The 19,251-nt window shown below is 42.0% G+C and carries 16 protein-coding genes; 3 read left to right on the top strand and 13 right to left on the bottom strand.

The window, feature by feature from the left end; genetic code table 11:
* Positions 1-96: 96 nt before the first annotated feature.
* Positions 97-990 carry a cysteine synthase CysM gene (cysM, locus tag KPL72_RS06745; RefSeq protein WP_212918054.1) on the bottom strand — a complete coding sequence of 298 codons (894 nt, stop codon included), beginning with the start codon at positions 988-990 and terminating at the stop codon, positions 97-99.
* A gap of 382 nt (positions 991-1,372) precedes the next feature.
* Between cysM and KPL72_RS06750 the strand changes: the two genes are divergently transcribed.
* Entirely contained in the window at positions 1,373-4,165 is a 2,793-nt protein-coding gene (locus KPL72_RS06750; RefSeq protein WP_219702264.1) for a response regulator, read from the top strand.
* 6 nt (positions 4,166-4,171) lie between these two features.
* On the opposite strand, the gene acpS is transcribed toward KPL72_RS06750, so the two are convergent.
* The 8 genes from acpS to glgC all read right to left on the bottom strand — a co-directional run bounded on the left by acpS (position 4,172) and on the right by glgC (position 12,105).
* A complete protein-coding gene (gene acpS, locus KPL72_RS06755; RefSeq protein ID WP_219702265.1) occupies positions 4,172-4,555 on the bottom strand; it encodes a holo-ACP synthase in 384 nt (127 codons plus the stop codon).
* Between the two features lie 28 nt (positions 4,556-4,583).
* The gene (recO, locus tag KPL72_RS06760) at positions 4,584-5,321 is read right to left on the bottom strand and encodes a DNA repair protein RecO (protein WP_219702266.1); all 738 of its coding nucleotides are present in this window, start codon (positions 5,319-5,321) and stop codon (positions 4,584-4,586) included.
* Between the two features lie 5 nt (positions 5,322-5,326).
* Positions 5,327-6,229: a GTPase Era gene (gene era / locus KPL72_RS06765; RefSeq protein WP_169459435.1), complete on the bottom strand. Its 903-nt coding sequence runs from the start codon at positions 6,227-6,229 to the stop codon at positions 5,327-5,329.
* Positions 6,222-6,905, bottom strand: a complete 684-nt coding sequence (gene rnc, locus KPL72_RS06770) for a ribonuclease III (protein ID WP_212918050.1) — start codon at positions 6,903-6,905, stop codon at positions 6,222-6,224. The genes era and rnc overlap by 8 nt, the downstream gene beginning before the upstream one ends.
* Before the next feature lie 17 nt (positions 6,906-6,922).
* Positions 6,923-7,747 carry a signal peptidase I gene (lepB, locus tag KPL72_RS06775; protein WP_219702267.1) on the bottom strand — a complete coding sequence of 275 codons (825 nt, stop codon included), beginning with the start codon at positions 7,745-7,747 and terminating at the stop codon, positions 6,923-6,925.
* Between the two features lie 50 nt (positions 7,748-7,797).
* On the bottom strand, positions 7,798-9,603 hold the full coding sequence (gene lepA / locus KPL72_RS06780) for a translation elongation factor 4 (protein WP_212918048.1): 1,806 nt from the start codon (positions 9,601-9,603) through the stop codon (positions 7,798-7,800).
* 245 nt (positions 9,604-9,848) lie between these two features.
* On the bottom strand, positions 9,849-10,481 hold the full coding sequence (locus tag KPL72_RS06785; RefSeq protein ID WP_219702268.1) for a riboflavin synthase subunit alpha: 633 nt from the start codon (positions 10,479-10,481) through the stop codon (positions 9,849-9,851).
* A gap of 370 nt (positions 10,482-10,851) precedes the next feature.
* Positions 10,852-12,105: a glucose-1-phosphate adenylyltransferase gene (glgC, locus tag KPL72_RS06790; RefSeq protein ID WP_219702269.1), complete on the bottom strand. Its 1,254-nt coding sequence runs from the start codon at positions 12,103-12,105 to the stop codon at positions 10,852-10,854.
* Positions 12,106-12,198: 93 nt separating this feature from the next.
* Between glgC and glgA the strand changes: the two genes are divergently transcribed.
* A complete protein-coding gene (gene glgA, locus KPL72_RS06795; protein WP_219702270.1) occupies positions 12,199-13,635 on the top strand; it encodes a glycogen synthase GlgA in 1,437 nt (478 codons plus the stop codon).
* A 74-nt stretch (positions 13,636-13,709) separates the two neighbouring features.
* On the opposite strand, the gene KPL72_RS06800 is transcribed toward glgA, so the two are convergent.
* Positions 13,710-14,537: a substrate-binding periplasmic protein gene (locus KPL72_RS06800; protein ID WP_219702271.1), complete on the bottom strand. Its 828-nt coding sequence runs from the start codon at positions 14,535-14,537 to the stop codon at positions 13,710-13,712.
* A gap of 284 nt (positions 14,538-14,821) precedes the next feature.
* A complete protein-coding gene (locus KPL72_RS06805; RefSeq protein WP_219702272.1) occupies positions 14,822-17,122 on the bottom strand; it encodes a transglycosylase domain-containing protein in 2,301 nt (766 codons plus the stop codon).
* Positions 17,123-17,410: 288 nt separating this feature from the next.
* Between KPL72_RS06805 and KPL72_RS06810 the strand changes: the two genes are divergently transcribed.
* On the top strand, positions 17,411-17,740 hold the full coding sequence (locus tag KPL72_RS06810) for a Rieske (2Fe-2S) protein (RefSeq protein ID WP_212918042.1): 330 nt from the start codon (positions 17,411-17,413) through the stop codon (positions 17,738-17,740).
* A gap of 6 nt (positions 17,741-17,746) precedes the next feature.
* On the opposite strand, the gene KPL72_RS06815 is transcribed toward KPL72_RS06810, so the two are convergent.
* A complete protein-coding gene (locus KPL72_RS06815; RefSeq protein ID WP_219702273.1) occupies positions 17,747-18,385 on the bottom strand; it encodes an HD domain-containing protein in 639 nt (212 codons plus the stop codon).
* Between the two features lie 129 nt (positions 18,386-18,514).
* Positions 18,515-19,129: an OmpW family outer membrane protein gene (locus KPL72_RS06820; protein WP_212918040.1), complete on the bottom strand. Its 615-nt coding sequence runs from the start codon at positions 19,127-19,129 to the stop codon at positions 18,515-18,517.
* Between the last annotated feature and the right edge of the window lie 122 nt (positions 19,130-19,251).

The raw sequence follows: 19,251 nt of genomic DNA on the forward strand, positions 1-19,251 counted from the left end.
AATGCGCAACCATTCTATCGCATCTGAATACAGAACAGTACGCGAAAGCGAGCCTTAATAATTAGATCTTTGCACAATGGCGCAAGCAACGACCTCCTAGCTATCAAAAACACCGGTAGACAAATACCTATCGCCACGATCACAAACAATCGCCACAATGACTGCATTGTTTAGCTGTTTAGACAACTCTAAGGCCATAGCAACGGAACCTCCAGAAGACACACCGCAAAAGATACCCTCTTCTTTTGCCAAGCGACGCATCGTCACTTCCGCCGCCTCTTGAGACACGTCCATAACGGTGTCTACACGAGTTTCATCAAAAATAGATGGCAAATACTCTTTTGGCCAACGACGAATCCCTGGAATACTTGAACCGTCTTGAGGTTGAAGTCCGACAATTTGAATGTCTTGATTCTGTTCTTTCAGATAATGCGAAACCCCCATGATGGTACCTGTGGTTCCCATAGAGCTTACAAAGTGCGTCACCGTACCTTGTGTTTGCTGCCAAATTTCTGGCCCAGTCGTTAGGTAATGAGCATTAGGGTTGTCTTGGTTAGCAAACTGATTCAAGACAATACCAACACCTTGATCTTGCATCTCTTGCGCAAGATCTCGAGCCTTTTCCATACCTTCTTCTTTTGTCACTAAATGCAATATAGCGCCATATGCTGTCATGGCTGACTTACGCTCCTGACTCATATTATCTGGCATGATCAAGTGCATTTTATAACCTTTAATCGCCGCAACCATGGCGAGTGCAATCCCTGTATTACCACTGGTCGCCTCAATCAAACTATCGCCCGGTTTTATATCTCCCCGTTGCTCTGCTTGAAGTATCATATTTAAAGCAGGACGATCTTTTACTGAACCAGCGGGATTTTGTCCTTCTAGTTTTAATAAAACAGTATTGCTTGGATTAGGGTTGATACGCTGTAAGCGAACCAAGGGGGTTTGCCCAATTAAGGACTCGATACTAGGGTATTGGATCATAAAAAACTTCATTGACATTGATGACTTAGGGAATGAAACTTAACGCATTTAGTCTATTTAAGAACACTTATACTAAACAGTACAATAAGAAAGCGTTATAAACTTAGTTTCGAATTCGCATTCTAGGGCAAAAGATATGCTCATAGCACGTATTTCCACCGTACTTTTTTTATCACTAATGATAAGTAGCTGTAACAAGTCCACAAAAGATCTAAGTGAGCTAAACAATGCAGAGCTCCGAAAGAAATGGCGCGAGTGTGCTTACATTCGCAATCCTTCTAGCAACGAACAGCAGATATGCGACAACTATGAAAGAGAATGCAATGATCGTAAAGACAAAGGCAACTTATCCTGCTATTAACTCACCAACCAGACCCTTAGCATGAAGAAATCACCTTTCGCAAACCTCCCCCCCCTCACCCTAAGTAATAAACTTTTTTGGGCATTATTCGCACCTGTTTTTGTCGTGTCATTGCTGGCCGGAACTTTTCTTTTATCTACCCGTTTTAATGACCTGAATCGCAACCTCTACGAACGCACATTACATATCACGGAACAAGTCGCCACAACTAGCGAGTATGCCATTGTTTTTTCCGATCAAAATATGATGTATCGGATATTACAAAATGCACTAAACAATCAAGATATAAGCAGTGTTCAACTCTTTAACAGTGAACAGAAACTCATTGCAGAACTTGGCAAAGCACCGGAACAAAGTGACACAAGCTTTCCCGAAGACATCAGCATAAAAGAATATGACAATCATCTAGAATCTATTAGCGCCATTCACTATACCAACAACTCCCTCGATGGTGCCTTTAATACACAAGCAGATTTATTCAACTCTATAGATCAACGTAGCCTAATCGGCTGGGTAAAAATTGAGACTAACAAATCCGCTATCCAAATAGAAAAATACCAATACGCCAGCCTAGTCATTTTTATTCTACTAATCTTCAATATTGTGATTATTTTAGGAGCCTTTCGCCTATCAAAAACATTAACGCTACCAATAAATAGACTCTCCTCTGCGTTAAGTAAATTGGTTAAAGGTCAGTTTTCTAGCGCAAAACTAATGAAATTGCCACCTGAGTACGATTCACTCCAAAAAGACTTACTTGATCTGGCGGAAAGGTTAGAGCACCACAATGAGGAACTGATTGCAGGTATTGAGCAATCAACCGAAGACATTCGCCGCAGCATGGATAGTATGGAAGAAAAAAGCGCGCAACTACACATAGCAAACCGCGAGGCGATGGAGTCAAATCGTTTAAAATCACAGTTCTTAGCCAATATTAGCCACGAAGTCCGAACTCCTCTGAACGCTATTTTGGGTTATACCAAAACTTTGCAAAAAGATATTACAGATACGCAACAACGACTTTATGTAGACACCATTGAACAATCAACCAACAGCCTACTCGCGATCATTGGCGATATATTAGATTTTTCAAAAATTGAAGCTGGAAAATTAAACCTTGAGAGTAACCACTTCAACCTAAAAGCACTATTAGATGATGTTTATCAGATACTTAGTATTAACTTACTCACGAAAGAAAAACAAATCGATCTAGTACCAGAGGTCAGCCAAGACGTGCCTGAATGGTTTGTCGGAGACAGCACTCGAGTACGTCAAATTTTAACAAACCTGATAGGCAACGCCATTAAGTTTACCCATCAAGGATCGGTGCGCACTAAGGTATCCATCGCTTCGCAAAGCCCAAAGGAAATAACATTATCTTTCCAGATTATAGACACTGGAATAGGCATAGCAGAGCACAAAATAAACCGTTTGTTTAAGCCTTTTTCACAAGTAGATACCAGCACCACTAGACAGTTCGGTGGCACTGGACTTGGGCTGGTTATTACCAAAAAGCTGGTCGAGCAAATGAATGGTAAAATTGAAGTTAGCAGCGATCCAAGTATTGGCTCGACCTTCCGCTTTACCATTAGCCTTAAAGCCTCACCAAAGCTAAGCAATGACAAAAGCGCACTAAATCGCCATGTGGTTTTACTCGAACCTAGCGCAACCTATAAAAGCTATCTAAACAGTTACTTACAAAGTATTGGAGTCAGTTGCACAACTTGCTCTGACTTAGAACAAATGGTCTCTTTGCTAAATAAACAACACAATACCATTGACGCCATTCTATTAAGTGTTATGCCTGACGATCAAAGTGTTGCAGAAGCACGCGAACTGATTACTTACGCGGCACAGCAGTTTTCCATTCCCTGTATTTTAATGATTCAACCGCCTGGCCAAATAGCACATTACCCAGAATTAAAAGCGCTATGCAGTGATATTTTACTTAAACCTATCAGCCATGATCGACTATACAATGCATTGCAACACCTCAATAGCAACTGCACTTCCTCTACAGAGCCCACAACCAATGCGCTACACGAAAAAATTAGCCATCTTAAAATCCTAGCGGTAGATGACTCACCGATCAATTTACAACTACTCAAACACTGGCTAACCCCAATTGGTATAGAAGTATCTTTGGCTTACAGTGGGCAACAAGCCATTGATATGGCGATGCGAGAGAAGTTTGATCAAATTTTTATGGACATCCAAATGCCAGAAATGGACGGCATGGAAACCACACAACGACTTAGGGAAATAGAGCAGTATAAAAACACGCCTATTATTGCCCTAACCGCTCACGCACTAGGTTCAGAACAGCAACAGATACTTGCAAGTGGCATGAATGCATACCTTACTAAGCCGATTAACGAGGAACTACTACTTAACACCATAGACACTTGGCGTTCCAATACGGAAACCTTTCAGGATCAAGTCGATGCTAAGCTGATCGGTATTTTCGACTTAGAAAAAGCTCTGGAAATTGTTGATGGTAAAGAAGACATTGCGAAGGAAATGTTTGACATGCTAGCCGACTCTCTAGACGCAGAGAAAAAGCTTATTAAGCATCATCTTGAAAACCAAGACACAGCAAAACTCATAGAAGTAGTACACAGAATACACGGCGCGTCTAAATACACAGGAACAATCAATATTGCACGCCACGCAGGATTTCTAGAAACACACCTAAAGGAATTAGGATTAGAAGACGCAGACGGCGTGGCAGAAGATTTTATTGAAGCAATAGACGACCTATTAAGTCACAGACAACTAATTCCTTGGCCTCAGTCTTTGAACTCAACTATTTAGTTTCAACTATTTAGACTCAAGAACGACAAAAGCCTGAGCGTAGGCTTTTTCATCGGTCAAACTTAGATGCCACGATACAGGAAAGTCGTAGCGAGCAATTATGCTGTCATCGACCACAAGTACTGGCTGGCCAGAAGGCAAGTTACTAACATTAAAATGTTGAAAACTAACACCAGAACCAATGCCAGTGCCCAACGCCTTAACTGCCGCTTCTTTTGCAGCAAAACGCTTTGCAACATAGGCATTCGCCTTATCTAGATTGCTAATTTGCGACCAACGTTGCTTCTCATCGACGGTTAATATTCTATCGATGAATCGCTCTCCCAAACGCTCAATTGACTGAGCAATACGAGCTATTTCAACCAAGTCTGTTCCAACACCAATAATCAAACATTCACCTCTTTCATAGAATCAATCATCATAGAGCACGAAAAATAGGCACACCTAAATGTCGTTCTCCTTGAAAAGGTTGTTTTGGTAACAAACGCCTAGAGACAACTGGCTTGCCATTTAACAAACTATCCAACCAATTACGATGCAACTCTTTAGCAAGACTTAAAACCTGCTTATCCATCCACTTGCCTGCATGGTAATTAAGCGCAACCTGACCTTCGACAAATAGCATAGGCATCTGTTTCGGTATTTCACCATAATAGGGCCGTAGACCAAACTTATAGTGAAATTGATAAAGCTGACGTGCCTCAAGCACCTCGCCACGCCCCGTTGATATCATATTAATGCCCACACCTAACTCGGAGAAGAGCCCGACCTCAAAACGCCTTAACAAAGGCGCAATCGGAGCACCTGAGTGCAAGCTTTCAATTAGCCACTTATACAATTCAAAAACATCAGGCAATGGAAGATTAATCGGTAAAAGCTTTTCGAGCAGCTCATGCACATAGAGCGCCGCATATAAAGGCAAGCCTTCCAAAGAAGACGCGGACTTTATCGACTCCAAACTTTTTACCGTTTTTAAATCACTACGGCCAGCGAACTCCATTTCGTAACATAAAAAAGGCCCAGGTATCACCCGAGCCTCTTTTTTTGGTAATCGCCATACTCCCCTAATCAAACCCTGCTCAAGAGTTAACATATCAAGCAGGATTTTACTGTCCTGAAAAGGGCGAGTATGAATCACATACGCAGAAACGCGCATCGGAACTATTCTTCCTGATAGCCTAAACTGGCTAGCGCACGCTCATCATCAGACCAACCAGACCGTATTTTGATCCAAAGATTTAGCATCACTTTATGCTGAAATAAATTCTCCATATCAATACGAGCTTCTTTACCGATAAGCTTAATTTTATCACCACGTTCACCGATAATAATGCGTTTTTGACCATTTCGCTCGACCAAAATTAACGCACTAATATGAATAGCAGATTCTTCGTAAACAAACTCCTCGATCTGTACAGCCACTTCATAAGGCACTTCTTGGCCAAGCTGACGAGTAATTTTCTCACGCACTATTTCCGCAGCCAAAAAACGTGAACTACGGTTAGTAATCTGATCTTCAGGATAAAACTGCGTACCTTCTGGAATATAGCTTTCTACCAAGCGCTCCAAACGATCCAAGTTGTTATTACGCAACGCTGAAATAGGCACGATCTGAGCAAAATTCATTCGATCAGATAAATTAGCCAAACGCGGTAAAAGATCTTCTTTCTGATCCAATTGATCCACTTTGTTCACTACCAAGATAACTGGGCAGCGCGCATGCTTAACCTTCTGAAGAACAGACTCATCTTCCTCAGTCCATCGATCTGCATCAATAACAAACAACACCACATCCACATCTTTCAATGCCGCAGCGGCCGTTTTATTCATAATACGGTTAATGGCTTTTGTTTCACCTAAATGCAAACCAGGTGTATCAACATAAATAGCCTGAACGTGACCTTCGGTTTTTACACCGAGAATTTGGTCACGTGTTGTCTGTGGTTTACGTGAAGTAATAGATAACTTTTGACCCAAGATGTGATTAAGCAAAGTCGACTTACCCACATTTGGGCGGCCAACAATGGCAATATAACCACAGTGCGTAACTTCAACTTCAGACATCTTTCTTTTCCAATTTTTTCAATGCTTTCGCAGCGGCATTTTGCTCTGCAATTCGGCGGCTATTACCCTTACCTTCAATGAACTCTTCACAAAGTTCAATATGACAATGAACATGAAAAGTCTGGTCATGAGGGTCACCTACAATATTAACCACATCATATTGAGGCAGCGCATGCTTACGGGCTTGCAAATATTCTTGTAGTCGAGTTTTAGCGTCTTTAGTAACAATTTTTAGTGATGTCGCATCCAAACGCTCTTTGTACCATTCTAAGATATGCTGGCGGCAAACATCCATACCGGCATCTAGATACATAGCGCCAATAATCCCTTCTACGGTATCTGCTAAAATTGAGTCGCGTCTAAAACCACCACTCTTCAGCTCCCCAGCACCTAGTTTAAGATAGTCGCCTAACTCAAACTCCCTTGCTAGTTCTGCCAAGGTATCGCCTTTAACTAACGAAGCACGCAAACGACTTAATTCGCCTTCTTTGGCTTTCGGGAAACGATGAAAAAGATCTTCCGCAATCACGTAGTTAAGAATCGAGTCACCCAAAAACTCAAGGCGCTCATTATTTTTCCCACCAAAACTACGGTGCGTTAGCGCCAGCTCAAGCAGTCCAAGGTCGGCAAAAAAGTACCCTATTCGCCGACTCAGCTTCTGATACAATGAACTCAAAATGTCTCCAAAAATACTTATTCAATCAAACCGTTATTTTTAAAGCTTGGGATACTGAAAAATTTATCCCAATGCAGCCAAACATAAAAGGCACGACCTTTCATATTTTCATCTGGGACAAAACCCCAAAATCGGCTGTCAGCGCTATTATCTCGATTATCGCCCATTACAAAGTAATGCCCTGCAGGTACAGTCCATTCGCCTTCATGTGGCGTAAATCGGTAACTATTATAAATATCGTGTTGCACACCACCCAAGTTTTCACTAAACAAGTCAACAGGCTCTTGGTCTGGGTTCAATGATACTGGCAACTTAGCTAAAAACTCTTTGCTCACTTGCTCGCCATTCACCGTCAGAACTTTATTGTGATAACTCACTTGATCACCAGGCAGTCCCACTAAGCGTTTAATGTAGTTTAGACTAGGATCGCGAGGATATTTAAAAACAACTACATCACCACGTTTAGGTTCTGTAGTAGGAATGATAGTCGTATTTAGAACTGGCAAGCGAAGACCATAGTCAAACTTATTCACCAGAATAAAATCGCCTATTTTTAATGTAGGTAACATAGAACCTGATGGAATCTGAAAAGGCTCAACAACAAAAGAACGAAGACCAGAAATAACCGCAATGATGATGAAGTATGACTTCACTTCCACAACAAACTTAGGTGTTTCAGCCAATCGCTGCTGAGCATCTTTACTTAAAGCGCTTCGTGTTTCTGTCGCCATATTTGCCAAAACGACCTTACGCTTTGGTAAATACACAATGCGGTCGTAAACCCAGAAGACACCTGTCACCAAAAACGCAATGGCCAGTATCAATTCGAAATCAAAACCCATACTTCATTTCTCCACCAAGGTGTGCATTAGCACACCTGTTGATTATCTGGCTAGCTATCCAATTGTAAAACCGCAAGGAAAGCAGATTGTGGCACTTCAACGTTACCAACCTGTTTCATGCGCTTTTTACCGTCTTTCTGTTTCTGTAACAATTTCTTCTTACGACTTACGTCACCACCATAACACTTAGCGATAACGTTTTTGCGCAATGCTTTGACTGTTGTACGAGAAATAATTTTCGCACCAACAGCCCCCTGAATAGCCACATCAAACATCTGACGAGGAATCAAGTCTTTCATTTTTTCGCACAATGCTCGGCCTTTAAACTGCACATTATCTTTGTGCATAATGAGCGCCAATGCATCTACACGTTCGCCGTTGATCAATATATCCAAACGACACAACGGTGCAGGGCTAAAGTGAGAAAAGCTGTAATCCAGAGAGGCAAAACCACGACTACAAGACTTCAGTTTATCGAAGAAATCCATTACCACTTCGTTCATTGGCAATTCGTAACGTAATTGTACTTGTCGACCAACGTATAGCATGTCCTTTTGAACACCGCGTTTTTCAACACATAAGGTAATGACGTTACCTAAATATTCCTGTGGCACCAATATATTGGCCTCCACAATAGGCTCACGCATTTCTTTAATTGTGCCTGGATCGGGCATTTTTGAAGGACTGTCTACATTGATCACATCGCCGTTATTGAGCTCAACTTCAAATACCACTGTTGGTGCTGTAGAGATCAAATCAAGATCATATTCACGCTCTAAACGCTCTTGAATGATCTCCATATGCAACATACCCAAAAAGCCACAACGGAAACCAAAGCCTAACGCATCGGAGCTTTCTGGCTCAAAAAACAATGATGCGTCATTCAATGTCAGCTTATTCAAAGCAACACGGAAATCTTCATAATCATCAGAGCTCACTGGGAACAAACCCGCATAAACTTGTGGTTTAACTTTTTTAAAACCCGCTAACTGAGCAACATCAGGTGTCGAAGCATGAGTAATGGTGTCACCCACTGGAGCACCATGAATGTCTTTAATGCCCGCAACAACGAAACCCACTTCACCCGCTTTCAACACGCCTGTTTCTTTACGTTTTGGGGTGAAAATACCCGCCATATCAACAGGGTGCGTTTGCTTAGTCGACTTGATATAAATTTTGTCTTTTTTGCGCAAAGTACCTTGTTTAATACGAACAAGAGAGACAACACCTAAGTAATTATCAAACCATGAATCGATAATAAGAGCTTGAAGCGGTGCATCGACATCACCTTCTGGTGGTGGAATAGTCGCGACTAAACGCTCTAGAACATCATCAACACCCATGCCTGTTTTTGCTGAACAGGTCACGGCATTCATCGCATCGATACCAATAATCTCTTCAATCTCAGCACTAACACGTTCTGGTTCAGCCTGAGGCAAGTCGATTTTGTTCAATACCGGCATAACTTCGAGGCCTTGCTCGATTGCGGTATAACAGTTGGCAACAGATTGAGCTTCAACACCTTGCGCAGCATCAACCACCAGCAATGCACCTTCACAGGCAGCTAGAGAACGTGAAACTTCGTAAGAAAAATCAACGTGTCCAGGTGTATCGATAAAGTTCAATTGATAAACTTGACCGTCTTTTGCATGGTAATCAAGAGTTACGCTCTGCGCCTTGATGGTAATGCCTCGTTCACGCTCGATATCCATAGAATCGAGAACCTGAGCTGACATTTCTCGCTCGCTCAAACCTTCACAAGTCTGAATGAAGCGGTCGGCTAACGTCGATTTTCCGTGGTCGATATGGGCAATTATAGAAAAATTGCGTATGTGCTTAAGATTATTGGAAGACACTATTTACTCACACTTTAAAAGCGATGTTTGAATGATTACCTGTTGATAAATACGCCACATATGCACATTTTTTAATCTAAATCGTGCATTAGTTAGCCAACATTATCACGCCAGCTCAATGAAAAACTTACCAACAAGTATTCAGGATAGAAATTGGCGAGCATTCTACCGAAAATCGAGCTAGGACTCCATTTATTTCAGAGATCAAACAAGATAGAGTCCCAATAATTCACATGAAACAGCCTTTACGGTAAGACAATCCCTCGCTCTTTTAGAATGCGCTCAACGGTATCTACTGTCGCCTGTGTATGAGCATCTATTTCAAGGTTCACTTTATCGCCAACCGACAAGCTACTAAACGTCGTTAGCCTAAGCGTTTCAGGAATCAAAGAAACTTCCAACCAATCATTACCAATATCACTTATCGTCAAACTAGCGCCATTCAAGCCAACATAACCTTTATTGAATAAATAACGTCTAGCGTCCACTTCTTTTTGACGATCCGTGGTAAAGCGAATATGCACACTTTCTTCAATTCTCTCGATACGCGATACGGTGACAGAGGTCATAATGTGGCCAGACATAACATGACCACCAATCTCATCGCCCATTTTTGCAGCACGCTCAAAATTAACCACATCTCCAGTCTGCAACAAACCAATGTTAGTTAATGCCAAAGTAGTATCAATAACATCAAATGTCAGCACATCATGGCCAATTTCCGCAACCGTAAGACAAACACCATTGATCGCAACACTGGCACCAAGTTGCTGACTCAACATCACACCAGCAGGAAACACAATTTCAAGACGCTTATTACGCCCAACTTGACTCGCGGTCTGGACCGTCGCTTTGCCCTGAACAATACCCGTAAACATAAAACATCCTCATTTTCAGGTGAAAATATAAACACATCTGCCAAATAACGTATGTTAAACCAAACACTGCAGAAGAAATGAACACCTATACCAAAAGCTGCATAGTGACTGCTTTTGCGTAAGTTATCAAAGGTTCACCAATAGGGTTATCCACAGGTTACGGGGATAACCGACACACAATCTAATAACGAAAATCTAAACCCTACTAATGCGCCCAATTTATCTTTTTTCAAGCATTAAGAGAGAGATTAGTTTGATATAAGTTGCCCAGTGGCAGCGAAAAACAACATAGCCACTTACTTCAGGCATAAAAAAACCGCTTAATTAAAGCGGCTTTCCGTCACATAAAAAACAACCAAACCACAATAAACTAGTCAGATAATGCTTCGATCATGCCTTGTGTCACCAAAGTAATGCCATCCGAATTGCGGTAAAAGCGCGCTGCATCAGCAACCGGATCTTCCCCGATGACCGTTCCTTCTGGAATACAGCAATCCGAATCCACAACTACTTTATTCAAGCGACAATGTCGACCAATATCGCAACGCGGCAATATGACAGACTTATTCACGTGAGAGTAAGAGTTCACTCGAACGTTATTAAACAAGATGGACTGCTCAACCGTTGAGCCAGATACAATACAACCCGCAGACACAACAGAATTCAGCGCAGTGCCAATTCGCTCTTCGTAATTGTAGTTAAATTTAGCAGCTGGACGCTGATATTGAGCAGTACGAATCGGCCACTCTTCATCGTATAAATCCAATTCAGGAACCAAACGAGTCAGGTCCATATTGGCTTCCCAATAGGCCGTCAACGTCCCTACATCACGCCAATAAGGCTCATCAGGATAGCTCTTGTTATCTATGACACTGTTCGCAAAATGATGCGCTTTAATTTTACTGCGACCAACAAATAAGGGGATCAAATCCTTACCGAAATCATGGCTCGATGCATCGTCACTCGCATCTGAACGCAAGTTATCAGACAAGAATTTAGTGTTAAAAATATAAATCCCCATGCTCGCAAGGGACACATCAGGCTTGCCGGGCATAGTTGGAGGATTAGAGGGTTTTTCCTCAAACGCAATAATATTGTCGTCTTCATCCACATGCATGATGCCAAACTGATCCGCTTCTTTCAGCGGAACTTCTATGCAGGCAACAGTCACATCCGCTCCGCTTTCAATATGCTCTTGTAGCATAAGACTGTAATCTTGCTTGTAAACATGGTCACCAGCAAGAATCAAAATATACTCACTTTCCAAACCATCAATCATGCTCAAATTTTGATAAACCGCATCTGCCGTACCACGATACCAATCACTACCAGTCTGTTGCTGAGCAGGCCACAGCTCTATAAATTCGTTGAAGTCTGAACGTAGAAAATTCCAGCCCCTTTGAACATGTTGATTTAGAGTGTGGGAGCGGTATTGGGTCAGGACAGCGATGCGACGCATGCCTGAGTTAATGCAGTTAGATAGTGGAAAATCAATAATTTTATACTTACCGGCAATAGGCACTGCAGGCTTTGAACGATTATCTGTTAATTGCTTTAATCTTGAACCACGTCCACCGGCTAGAATAATGGACAGAGTTTTCATACGCGCCGTATTTAAATCCATGTGATGCCCTTAAAATTTTTATCAACACACTCTATTCGAGGTTTCATTTAGGTATACTCTTATCATTATTCCAAATCAATAAGATGCCTAATAATGAAAATACTATTTGCTGCCTCCGAAATTTACCCTCTAATTAAAACCGGTGGATTAGCCGATGTTGCAGGCGCTCTACCCGTTGCTTTGAGAAAAAAAGGCCACGATGTCAAACTTATCATGCCTGCTTACCAAGGCATACTTGAAAAGGTAGCGCCAATTCAAAAGAGTATCAACCTAGGAAATCCATTTGGCGTCGGAGATTTGTTACTTCTTGAATCCCATATCCCCGAAAATGATACGCCAATTTGGTTACTACAATGCCAAGCACTCTATGAGCGAGAGGACGGTCCTTATGTCGATAAAGACGGCCTTGATTTCGCGGACAACCATCTGCGTTTTGCAGCGCTATCATGGGCTACAGCTACGTTAGCACTGCATGGAGACCTAATGGATTGGCAAGCAGATATACTGCACTTAAATGATTGGCAAACAGGCTTTGCCGCCGCTTATCTTGAAAGCTGGAAAACAGAGCACATACCTGTTGTCACAACCGTACATAATTTACGTTATAACGGTAGTTTTGACATGAATCAATTTTCAGCCATGCACTTATCGCCGGAATTACTCAGTATGCACGGCATGGAGTTTTACGGGCGCTTCTCTGGCCTTAAAGCTGGACTAGTCTATGCGAACGCAGTCACTACAGTCAGCCCAACCTATGCGCAAGAAATCCTCACCCCGGAATACGGCGACGGTTTAGATGGGACACTCAGAGCGATGCAAGACAAATTAGTTGGCATTTTAAATGGTGTCGACTACGACCAATGGTCACCAGAGAAAGACACCCTAATTCCACAAAATTACAACACAGACACACTTATTGAAAAACAAGCAAACAAGCTCGCTTTATTGCGAGAAAATGGCTTATCAGAAGACTTAAATCAGCCAGTGTTTGGTGTTGTTAGCCGACTCACTGAACAAAAGGGATTAGATCTTGTTTTACAAGTTATGCCAGCGTTATTGGAAAAAGGCGCTCGACTTGTCGTACTGGGTTCAGGTGACAAGCATTTAGAATCTGGGTATTTAGAACTTCAAAACAATTACCCAGATCAAGTTGCTGTGCGCATAGGATATTTTGAAGACTACTCACACCGACTTCAAGCAGGCATCGACGCGCTTCTCATTCCATCACGCTTTGAGCCTTGTGGCTTAACACAACTCTATGCGCTCAAATACGGAACATTACCCGTAGTAAGACAAACTGGTGGGCTAGCAGATACCGTGTTCGAAGAAGGTGAACGAGCAAATGGTTTTGTTTTCAAAGACGCTAATGCAGCGTCCTTACAGGCAGCAATGGAGCGCAGTATTGAATGCTTTCATGATAGGAATCGTTGGCAGGAAAAGCAGAAAAATGCGATGGGTTATGACTACAGCTGGGAGGCTGTTACGGACCAATGGATTAGCCTATATGAATCTTTGTACCAGAAAAAATAATCAATAAAAAACAAGATAAAGGGAGACAGCGGCCGTATGGCTTTATCTTCCTTTCTCTTTTTATTGGTTAGCTACTATTGTAGAGCGATACCAGCTCGACTTCGGGCCTCCCATTCCTGAACACCATCGAGCACAGCTTGTTCAGTGACTCCCTCTTGTTTCATTTCCTGTAAAGCAATGGCAATCTTTTGCTTGATGCTGGGGATGTTGCAAGGGGATTTCTTAGACATAGTCAAATAAAGACCCTCGCTACTAATATAAGGCAGTACAGGAACAATAGTATCAGATAGCCCTAACATGGCAGCATAGGCCTGCGCTGGATTTTTTTCATACAACACATAATCAACGCGATCCGCAGCCAACATACGTAACGCTTGCGACAAGCTAGCTACCGCTAAAACATTAAGGTTACGTTGGGCATATTGATCAAAGTCTTGACCAAAACTGTTATTGATGACAGTCACTCCCCACTTTCCGACTAAGTCTTCTTTTCTACTAAATGGAAAACGCTTATCTTTACGCTGCCAAACTCCGCTTGCCGTATGCAACATCACTGGTGTGAAATAATCCATATAATCGGCTCGCTCATTGGTGTAAAAAGCACCAGCCATAAGATCAACGCGACCACTCTTTACTTCACCTTGAGCACGTGACCAAGGCCCCACATGAATCAACTTAATAGGAATATCAATACGGTGACTTAATTCATCAATAATGATGCGATTCACACCATGAAGCTCTGTTGAGGTAGGCGTTTCGCGCCACAAAAAAGGCGGGTATTCCGAGTTACCAGATGCAGTAAGTAACGCACAAGAAGACGCTTCTTCCTGCGCGAGAGCAATATCGGTATTAAAAAAAGTCACCGCTAATAAACAGCAAACCATGTGTGTGTGCAGCCGCATATAGCGCCACTCCCTTACAAATAAAATTCAAACGATAAGCGAAGCTTTTTTCTTTTGCATATATAAGGTGGTGTTATTTCTAAGAAGCATTTTAACGTGCTTCTCATCTCGACAACTTTTCCCAAGTCGCCTTAATATCCTACTTCCATAAAGGCACCAATAACCTTCAACAACAATTACTTAACTTTTAAAATGAAAGCAATTTATTAATTTTCAACAAACTAAAAGGCTATATAAGAACAAAACAATTATCAATCTTCTTTTCTAATTTCATCTAGATGAATTTAGAAAGGCCAAAAACATGAAGTACTATCTTTTGGCTCAGTACCCAAAATAAACGCTAACGGTGTCTTGTCTTTACAACGGTCTGCAGCGATCTCAAACTTACTATCCAACACGTTGTAACGAGCAGCTCCGTTAGGCAAAGTATCAGGCAAAGATCTTGGGTTTACATTTTTGGTAAAATCCACCCACACTTTTAATGCGCCAGTGCTACCAGTAATACTTAGCGGCACATTATTATCATCACCAAGCCATACCGTAGAGGAATAATCCCCCGTAATACCAACAAACCAGCTGTCTTTTTGCTGATTGGTTGTTCCTGTTTTCGCTGCGAAATTCAAATCAGGGAAAGCAGCCTGAGCAGCTCTGGCAGTACCAATTTTCGGCGTTTTCGTCATTCCATCCAGAGTTACAGCAAGTAAAGCATCAGTAAAAGGCACATCATTTTGCTGATTAAAGCGTTTCATTAGTTGATCTTTTTGATCCATGACCGCAAGCACGACGCCTAGTTCACTACTTTTTCCCTGAGAAGCAATCGGTTGATATAAGCGCGACACTTCGAACGGCGATAATTCTAATGCACCCAATGCCATTGCTGGATGCATTATAAAGTGGCGCTTCACACCCAACTGTCGCAAAGTATCACCCACTCGATCAAAGCCGATTTGCTGAGCTAACGAAACAGTCGCTAGGTTATAGGATTTCGCCATGGCTTCATAAAGGTGTACGACGCCATGAGTTCTTCGATCATAGTTTTCTGGCTCCCAGATCTGACCACCTACATTAAATCGCAGCTTTTTATCTTCTATTTCAGTCCACCATGTATAACGTCCTGTTGCTAACGCCGATAAATAAAGTGGTGGTTTTACTAATGATCCAATTGGCCTGACCGCCCCAAGCGCTCGGTTAAAGCCGGTATAATTCTGTCCACTAGAGCCAACCACGGCACGTACTTGCCCCGTTAGTCGGTCGGTCACAACCATGGCACCTTGCAAACCATTTAGTCTAGGGTCGCGCTTTTCCAATGCAGCCACTTGACGCTGCATTGCTAAACTTGCCGCTCGTTGCGCTCGTATATCGACACCGGTATAAATGCGTAGGTTTTTCGTCGCTAACGTCGTTTCATCAAAATCTCGTGACAATTGCATGGCAACCAAATCCAAATAATCACCAAACACAGAACGTTCTTTTTGCTTATCAGCAAGTCGAATCGGTTGCTTTATGAGGCTGTTATAATCTGCCTCAGACAATCGCCCTTGGTTTTTTAATATTGCTAATACGGTATTACGACGATCTTTTGCACGATTTGGAGAGCGCTCAGGATTATAAAGTGAAGGACCTTTAACCATACCAACGAGCAAAGCGAATTCATCGAGGTTCAACTCATTCAATGGACGACCAAAGAAATGCTGACTTGCTGCAGCAAAACCATGCAAAGCACTACTACCTAACTGCGCTAAATACACTTCGTTCATATAAGCCGTGAGAATGGCTTCTTTTGAGTAATGGTACTCAAGCAATAAGCTCATCACCACTTCAGTCAGCTTGCGCGTGTAAGTTCGCTCAGAAGTAAGGTACATGTTCTTCACAAGCTGCTGAGTTAACGTTGAACCTCCTTGGCGTCTTGAGCCATGAGTTAGGTTAACGAACGCTGCTCGCGCAATCCCCGTTGGGGAAATCCCCCAATGCTGATAGAAGTCGCGATCCTCTACTGCAATCAAAATATCAATCAGGGGCTTAGGAATATCATCGTAGGTTAAAATCTGGCGGCTTTCAGTATTACCACCATAGAGGAAGCCAATACGTTGAGGCTCAATTCTTGCTTCGTTTATTTCATCACCGTTTAGAGCTTGGATAATCAAGCGACCATCTTGGAACGAAAAAATGCGTCTTTCACTTTCATGAAAACCAAGGTGATCAACATAGGAACGCAAATGCGCGCTGACTTTTGTTTGACTACGAGCCGCCCACCCTACGTTTTGACTGTTTCGGCCAAATCGATAGCCAGTCTCTTCCAATAAATTTTCTAAATCTTGTTTTTTCCAAGGTGCCCCACTCGATAAAATAATAGGTGCACTGTAGACCTCTGAAGGAACTTGCCACTTTTGCCCCTCAAAACGGCTAACAACTTGTCCGTTTAGCCACCATACCCAGCCGGCAAAAGGAATACTCCCAATCAAAGCAATAATTACCCCCCATTTAAAAAAGGCACGGAACATCCTCTTCAAAAAGGAAGATCTAGGTGTTTTTTTCTTTTGAGTCGGGGACTTACGTGAAGGTTTTGCCGGAGTTTTTTTAGTCATAACGGGCAATTATAAGGAGCTTGCCATAAGCAAGCAACGATCTAAAATCAACTAACTCAATTCTTGCATATTGACTCATCACTCATAGCGCTTTAGAGTCTTTACTCACGGAAAGTTTATTTAACTGACGCTTTGCTGAACTTCATTCACTTAGTAGACAGTATAATTGAAAAGAAAACACCGCTAGAATGCGACATCTTTTGCTCTCACTCTAGTTCGCATGATTATGGAAAGCGTCAATTCTACTGAAATAAACAACATTCATTATAAAAAAAGTGCGGTAATCACGTGTTTAAGAAGTATCTTATCCCTAATGCGCAAAACCTTCCTGAAGGTAAAGCGCTAAACATAAAAGTAGAAAAAAACAACTTTTTAGTCACTAAGCAAAAAGGTCAAATTCTTGCTTATGAGAACTTATGTCCTCATCAAAAAAAGCAACTGAATTGGTCATCTGACCCAGCATTAGATGACGAAGGTGATTATTTAAAATGCCATCATCACGGTGCACTTTTCTCTCCACTAGACGGCACCTGTATCGCCGGGCCCTGCCAAGGCAGTCACCTTAAAAAAGCGACCGTCGGAATAGAGCAAGGTAATTGTTACTTACTGTTTGCTTGAACATATTTAAATTTCTAACGCTAAATCATCTAAAAAAACACGCATAACCTCTTGACGCCTTCTTCCCTCTAACTGTGCAGAAGGCGTGTTCAAACTATCCGCAATACAAAATAGCTTAGTATAAAAATGATCAATAGAGTAAAGCGCATCATTAGGCTCACGCGTTTCACAAAACGGGTCGTTCCAAGAGTATAAAGGACGATTTAAGGCGCCACTCACTTGCATACAGCGCGCAATACCAACCGCTCCCAGCGCATCTAAACGATCAGCATCTTGGACGATTTTGGCTTCAAGAGTGTTTGGGGGAATATTGGCGCTAAAGCTGTGTGCACGAATGGCATGATGTATTGCATCAAAATACTCACTGGGATAATAAATCGACGTTAAGAACTCAATCGCTTTATCGCCAGCCAATGTTGAGGCTAAGTGCCGCTCTGGGTGATTTTTTGGCAAAGAGACGCAATCATGAAGCCAAGCAGCAGGAACCACAACAGCTAAGTCTGCGCTCTCTTCAAGAGCAAGTTTTTTTGCAACTTTTACCACGCGGGAAATATGGCTCACATCATGAGCTGAGTCCGCATGCCCTTGAGCTTGCAAAAAAACACAGCAATGACGTTCAAGTTCGGGTGAAAATTCTAATGACATTGTTTTTCCATGAGAAATGAGGCATCTACATTAAAATGAAAAAGCCTACCTCAGTCTTATGAAATAGCACAATAAAAAAAGGCTTTGATTAGAAAATCAAAGCCTTTTTTTTAACACTTAGATAAACCTTTAGAAGGTATAACCAACACTTGCCATAAAGGTAATTGGGTCAATGTCTGCATCAAAAGTACCAGCAACAGTATGTACATCAGTATTGATATCCATGTACCAAAGAGAAGCATTGGCAAACCAGTTTTCAGCAAAGTTCACGTCTACACCAACCTGAGCCGCTAAGCCCAAAGAATTATCAAGGTTTACGTCCGTTCCACCCAAAGTCGATCCTTTACCTTTTTCATCAAAGAAAATAGTGTAATTCAAGCCGGCTCCAATATAAGGACGGATTTGGCTGTTCGATTGACCAAAGTAATATTGCGCCATGATAGAAGGAGGCAAGTGAGATACTTCAGCTATTTCACCTAATCCTTTAGTCGATACTTTATGTGTAAACGGCGTCGCCGCTAGCACTTCTACACCAAATTGATCGGTCAGCATGTAAGTAAGCGTCACACCAACTTGAGTATCATTGTTAAGTTCTAATTCACCTGAGTCCGCAACATCATCACTACTCTCATTTGGCATCACTACCGCAAGACCACCACGAACAAAAATATCACCAGCATCATGCGCTAACACAACAGATGAGCAAAGCGCAGAAACAAGAGCTACAGGAAGTAAAGCTTTCATAATCGATTCCTTTTTTGATCAAATAAAATGTCTGTGACAAAAAAGGTAACAGGATAAAAAATTAAATTATTAATCTAGATCAAGGTTTTGCAGTAACTAGAAAGGTAATGTCGACAATACCG

The organism is Marinomonas lutimaris, assembly GCF_019426345.1.
Classification (GTDB): domain Bacteria; phylum Pseudomonadota; class Gammaproteobacteria; order Pseudomonadales; family Marinomonadaceae; genus Marinomonas; species Marinomonas lutimaris.